We start from the raw sequence: 5,379 nt of genomic DNA, 5'->3' as shown, positions 1-5,379 counted from the left end.
GCGCTGCTCGACTCGACGCTCACGGTGACCGAGGGCGGCGAGCCCGCCGCTCTGGATCTGGAGGGGATCGCCGCCCGCGTCAGGCGGGGCGGCGGAGGGCGGTCTCGACGAGCGAGACGAGGCCGTGCGGGCCGAGCTGGCCGGCGAGCAGGTCGAGCGGAGTGGGGACGGGCAGCGCCGAGGCGGCGCGGCCGAGGCGGGAGGCGGGCACGGGGGCGGCCTCGCGCTCCTCCGGCTCCGGGTCGGCGAGGGCCAGCGCGACAGTGGCGGCCACGTCCTCGACCGCGCGGACGCAGCCGAAGCGGACGATCCGCTCGTCGTCGATCAGGGCATCGCCGTAGCCCGCGCGGAACGCCGAGCGCTGCACGTCGCTGATCGGCCGCGAGTAGATGACGCCCAGCTCGATCAGGAGCAGGTCGGCCTCCCGCGGGGCGACGGTGGCCTCGTCGAAGTCGATCAGCCAGGGGCGGCCGCTCTCGTCGATGACGACGTTGCCGGGATGCGGGTCGCCGTGGAGGGGCACGCGGGAGGTGGGCGTGCGGGCGCGCTTCAGCCGCCGCTCAGCGCCGGCGAGGGCGTCGAGGCGGGAGCGGTTCGCGCGCCACAGTGCGGTGAGGCGGGGGCGGGGCTCCGGCTGCGCGTCGATCCTCTCGTCGGTCTCGGCGAGGAGGTCGGCGAGCGGACGGCGGACGCGGCGGATGCCCCGCCGCACAGGAGGCGCGAGGGTCGGCGGCTCGGCGTCGTGCACGGAGCGCAGGACCGCGCCGAACCCCTCCCAGTCGAGGGCGTCCTCGCCGGAGTCGACGGCGTCCTCGCCGAGGATCCACGGCGCGACCGAGACCCGCAGCCCCCGGTCCTCCGCCCAGGGGCGCCCGTCGGAGGCGCGGTGCGGCGCCGCGACGCCCGGCACCCCCGCCTCTCCCAGCGACGCCGAGAGCGCGAGTCCGAAGCGCCCGTCGCGGGCCGACGCCTTGACGCTCCAGAGCGCCCCGGAGCCGTCGGCCGCGCACCAGACGCGCGCTCCGTGGTCGAGTCCGCCGACGACGGGCTCCAGGTCGACGAGGCCGACGCCGAACTCGCGGCGCACCAGAGCGCGCGCCCAGGCGCCCGCCTCCTCGATCGTGTCCATCCCGCTCATGCTGACGTGCGGGCGCCCCGCGAGCAGGTGCTTGCGCGATCGGTGATCGTAGGCATGGGTGCGGGCTGAGCCGCGTCTCAGGCTCGCGCTCCGGGCCGCCCGACGAGGAACCACGCCATCGACCCCAGGAAGGGCGCCACCACGACGGCGATCGTCCACAGGCCCTTCCTCAGGGGATCGAGGCCGGAGCGGAGGACCTGCGCGACCGCGAGGATCGCGATTCCGAGATACGCGGCCCCGCACAGGGCGGCGATCACGCTGGTGCCGAGCAGTGACATGTCCATCGCCCGACGCTACGCGCGGCTCGGCGCTGCCGGATCCGCCGCGGGGCGGAGACTCCCGGCGATGCGCAGCGGGCCTCGCTCAGCGGCCGAGGACACCGGTGATCGTCCGCGCGCCGTCGGCGGGGAAGAGGGCGAGCCGCTGCTCCGTCCCCTGCTGCCGGACCGTGAGAACGGGAGCCGTGAGCGCGTGACCGTGGTGGTAGCCCGTCACCGACTCGGGGGCGTCCCCGGCGGTGAGGGGCAGGAACGCGATCGGCGAGAGGTCCGCGTCGGCGCGGAACAGCGAGAGCGCCCTCGCGGTGACGACGGCCAGCAGCACGGGGTCCGGCTTCGCCGCGCGCAGCGCCGGGAGGTCGACCGCGGCTCCGGCGACCGCGAGCGTCCGCAGCGAGGCCAGCGTCTCCGGAGTGTTCAGCACCGCGGTGACGCCGCCGTCCGGATGCTCGGCTCGCAGCCTCTCGAGCCTCGGCCGGGACCACCGCTCCTCGACGCGCCGCCGGAGCCCGAAGCCGAGCACCGCGACGATCACCGCGGCCACCGCGAGCACCACGCCCCACCCTCCGTAGAGCTGGAACGCCCGGGCACCCGACCACGCCGCCGCGACGACCACCGTCGCCCCGAAGAACGCCTCGCTCCCGAGCGACCGCAGCCGGGACGACTGCACCTCCTGCGTCACGAGCGCTCCTCCGGGTCGGGCGGACCTCCGGGCGGGATCACGTCAGCGCATGATCGCACCGGCGCCTGCGGGTCGGGCGGGGATCCGTCCCCTCGCGCGCGAGGCCGGCTCAGCGCCCGCGCCGCGCCCGCGGATCGGTGAGGAGCCGGACCGGGGGGAGGTCGGCCAGGTCGGGGGACACGAAGCCGAGCACGTCGGAGTGGTGGTCGGCGGAGGCCCGGCGGAGGAAGGACCAGCACTTGAGCGAGGACGGGCGCCGGTCGAGGGGGAGGGGAGCGGCCTCCACGGTGATCACGGTGGCGGAGCGGTGCAGGATCCGCACGGGCACGCGGCTCTCGCGGCCGTCGACGGTCCAGCTGGAGACGCCGCGGATGCGGCCGTCCTCGCGGTCGACCCCGACGGTGAGGACGCTCCGGAAGTCGTCGGACGCGGCGCCCATGCCGATCTGGAAGTCCCCGTCGGCGCCGTCGAGCACGAAGGCGACGTCGAGTCCGCGGCGGTGGCGGACGGTGAAGGTGGCGAGCAGGGGACCGCTCCCGAACCTCGGGGCCTCGTCGCGGGCCTGCCGGACACGCTGCTCCGCGTCGTCCCTGTCCATGGAGCCACTCCTGCCGTCCCGGCGGAGCGGGGCCCGCGCGCCCGTCGAGCCTAGGGGGAGCGGGGCGGCGTCACCCCGCGCGAGGCAGCGTCACCCGGAAGCGGGCGCCGACGGGCCCCGCCTCCGCCACGAGGTCGCCGCCGAGGGCCCGGGCCAGCCCGCGCGCGATCGGCAGGCCGAGGCCCGAGCCGCCGTCGGCGCGGTTGCGGGCGTCGTCGAGGCGGACGAGGCGGTCGAAGACGCGCTCGCGGTCGGCCTCGGCGATGCCGGGGCCGTCGTCGTCGACGGTGATCGTGACGGAGTCGGCGGCCGCCTCGACGGCGACGTCGATCCGGGAGCGGGCGAAGCGGGCACCGTTCTCGAGGAGGTTGCCGAGCACCTGAGCCAGCCGGTCGGCGTCGGCGCTGACCAGGAGCGGCTCGGCGGGCCGGTGCAGCTCGATCGCGAGGCCCGGGCGGCGCAGCTCCTGGCGCTCGATCGCGGCCTCGGCGACGCCCGCCGGGTCCAGCGGACGCGACTCCAGAGCCAGGCCCTCGTCCAGCCGCGCCATCAGCAGCATGTCCTGGATGAGGCGGCCCGCGCGCAGCGACTCCCGCACGACGTGCACGGAGAGGCGCTCGCGCTCCTGCTCGCCGCCGTCGCCGCGGACGAGCGCGTCGGCGGCGGCCTGGATGCCGGCGACCGGCGTCCGCAGCTCGTGCGCGGCGTCCGAGACGAACGCGCGCATCCGCTGCTCCGCCGCGAGGGCCGTCGCCTCGGCGGCGAGGGCGCTGCGCTCGGCCTGCTCGAGGTCGTCGAGCATCTCGTCGAACGCGGTCGCGGTGCGGCCGAGCTCGGTCCGCGGACGGGAGGGGCGCAGCCGCCGCCCGCGGTCGCCGTGCGCGATGTCGCGGGCCACGTCGGTCATCCGCTCGAGGGGCCGGAGGGTCGCGCGGACCACGACGATCAGCGCGAGGGCGGCCAGCAGGAGGAACACGGCCGACGCGGCGAGCAGGATCCCGTTCAGCTGCGCGAGGGTGCTGCCCACCGATCCGGCCTCGCTGGTGAGCTCGAGGCGGGTGCCGTCGCTGAGGGTCGACTCGAGGGTGATCAGCTCGTCGTCGGCGGCGACGCTGCTCGAGACGACGGTGACGGCGGCGGACGCGGCTCGGGGCGGGACGGCTCCGGAGGAGGAGCTCGTGCCGGGAGGCGACGGCGGCTCTCCGAGCTGGTCGGCGGCTCCCGGGCCCAGTCGCAGCTGCTCCGGGCTCGGCCCGGCCACGACGTCCTCGCCCTCGGGGCTCGTGATCCGCACCGAGACGCCCTGCGCCGAGAGTCGCGAGGCGAGGGCGTCGTCGGCGATCGTGCCGACCAGCGCGGCGGCGGCGGAGGCGCGGTCCTGCAGCCGCTCCTCGATCTGGTCGCGGAGGCGCTCGCCGAGCACCGCCTGCACCGTCGCCGAGAGGGCCAGGAGCAGCACGGCCAGCAGAGCGAGCACGGCCAGGACGGTGCGGAGGCGGAGGGAGCCGGTCCGCAGGGCGCCCGGCTGGGAGCGGCTCACGCCTCCACCCGGTAGCCGAGGCCGCGGACGGTGTGCACGAGGCGGTCGCCGTGCGCCTCCATCTTCTTGCGGAGGGAGCTGAGGTGCACCTCGACGAGGTTCGGGTCGACGTGGTCGTAGCCCCAGACCTGCGTGAGGATCTGGGTCTTGGTGAGGGTGCGGCCGCGGTTCCCGGCGAGGAAGGCGAGGAGGCGGAACTCGGTCGCGGTGAGGTCGAGGGCGACGCCGCCGCGGCGGGCGCGGCCCGACTCCGGGTCGACGACGAGGTCGCCGATCTCGACGACGGACGGGATGCGGCCGCGGCGGCGCAGCACGGCGGTCACGCGCTTGACGAGCTCGGCGAGCACGAACGGCTTCACCACGTAGTCGTCGACGCCCTCGTCGAAGCCGCGGAGGCGGTCGTCGACGGCGTCGCGGGCGGTGAGCATGATCACCGCCGCGTCGCTGCTGCGGCGGATCCGCTCGGCGAGCACGATGCCGCTCGGGCCGGGGAGCATCCAGTCGAGGATCACCAGGTCCGGAGCGAAGGTGCTCAGCTCGCGGGCGAGGTTCTCGCCGGAGACGAGACCGCGGACCGTGAAGCGCTCGCTGCGCAGCGCGGTCTCGACGGAGGAGCGGATGGCGTCGTCGTCCTCGATGAGGAGCACACGGGCGGAGGAGGGCATGTGCTCGAACCTAGGGGCCGCGGATCGGGGCGCACCCGGCGTCTGCTGTGGAGGGTCTGTTCTTAAGTCCGGCTTCAGATTCGCCTTCGAATCTGAGATGGAACCGGCCGCAACCGATCCCGAACGGGGTCGGCACCGGGTCGGAACGAGGAGACACCCATGACCGAGTCGACCACCCCCGCCGAGAAGGGCTCGAGCTTCGGGCCGCGCCGTCCGAAGAAGCGCGCCCTGACCATCGGCATCGCCGTCGGCGCCCTCGGACTCGTCGCGCTCGGCTCGACCGCCGCGTTCGCCGCGACGCCGTCGAGCACGCCGACCTCCAGCGCCACACCGCTGCACTCCACCTCGACCGGTGCGCCGTCCACCGGTGCGCCGTCGACCGACGCGCCCGCCGAGGGCACCGCTCCCACCCCGCCCGGCCCCGGCCGGTGCGGCCCCGCCGGCCGGGGCCGGGCGGGGTGGGAGCGGTGCCCTCGGC

The 5,379-nt window shown here is 76.0% G+C and carries 7 protein-coding genes; 1 reads left to right on the top strand and 6 read right to left on the bottom strand.

Going from position 1 to position 5,379, the window contains the following annotated elements; genetic code table 11:
* Positions 1-79: 79 nt before the first annotated feature.
* From C5C54_RS17205 to C5C54_RS17180, 6 genes are all read right to left on the bottom strand, one after another.
* Positions 80-1,129: an aminoglycoside phosphotransferase family protein gene (locus C5C54_RS17205; RefSeq protein WP_104288874.1), complete on the bottom strand. Its 1,050-nt coding sequence runs from the start codon at positions 1,127-1,129 to the stop codon at positions 80-82.
* An 86-nt stretch (positions 1,130-1,215) separates the two neighbouring features.
* Positions 1,216-1,422, bottom strand: coding sequence for a PLD nuclease N-terminal domain-containing protein (locus C5C54_RS17200; protein WP_104234604.1), 207 nt, complete (start codon positions 1,420-1,422; stop codon positions 1,216-1,218).
* Between the two features lie 79 nt (positions 1,423-1,501).
* Complete coding sequence (locus C5C54_RS17195) at positions 1,502-2,098, bottom strand: hypothetical protein (RefSeq protein WP_104288873.1); 597 nt, start codon at positions 2,096-2,098, stop codon at positions 1,502-1,504.
* A gap of 109 nt (positions 2,099-2,207) precedes the next feature.
* Positions 2,208-2,696 (bottom strand): hypothetical protein, encoded by a 489-nt coding sequence (locus C5C54_RS17190; protein ID WP_104288872.1) that lies wholly within the window; start codon positions 2,694-2,696, stop codon positions 2,208-2,210.
* 70 nt (positions 2,697-2,766) lie between these two features.
* On the bottom strand, positions 2,767-4,236 hold the full coding sequence (locus C5C54_RS17185; protein WP_104227449.1) for a cell wall metabolism sensor histidine kinase WalK: 1,470 nt from the start codon (positions 4,234-4,236) through the stop codon (positions 2,767-2,769).
* Positions 4,233-4,901: a response regulator transcription factor gene (locus C5C54_RS17180; RefSeq protein ID WP_104288871.1), complete on the bottom strand. Its 669-nt coding sequence runs from the start codon at positions 4,899-4,901 to the stop codon at positions 4,233-4,235. Before C5C54_RS17180 ends, C5C54_RS17185 begins: the two co-directional genes overlap by 4 nt.
* A gap of 159 nt (positions 4,902-5,060) precedes the next feature.
* On the opposite strand from C5C54_RS17180, the gene C5C54_RS17175 reads away from it, so the two are divergent.
* Positions 5,061-5,379, top strand: a 319-nt coding sequence (locus C5C54_RS17175; RefSeq protein ID WP_374953292.1) for a hypothetical protein, incomplete at its 3' end; no start/stop codon positions are given.

Source organism: Rathayibacter sp. AY1F2 (assembly GCF_002930885.1).
Classification (GTDB): domain Bacteria; phylum Actinomycetota; class Actinomycetes; order Actinomycetales; family Microbacteriaceae; genus Rathayibacter.
Note: the sequence above shows the minus strand (reverse complement) of the source record. Positions and strands in the feature narration are given on the sequence as shown.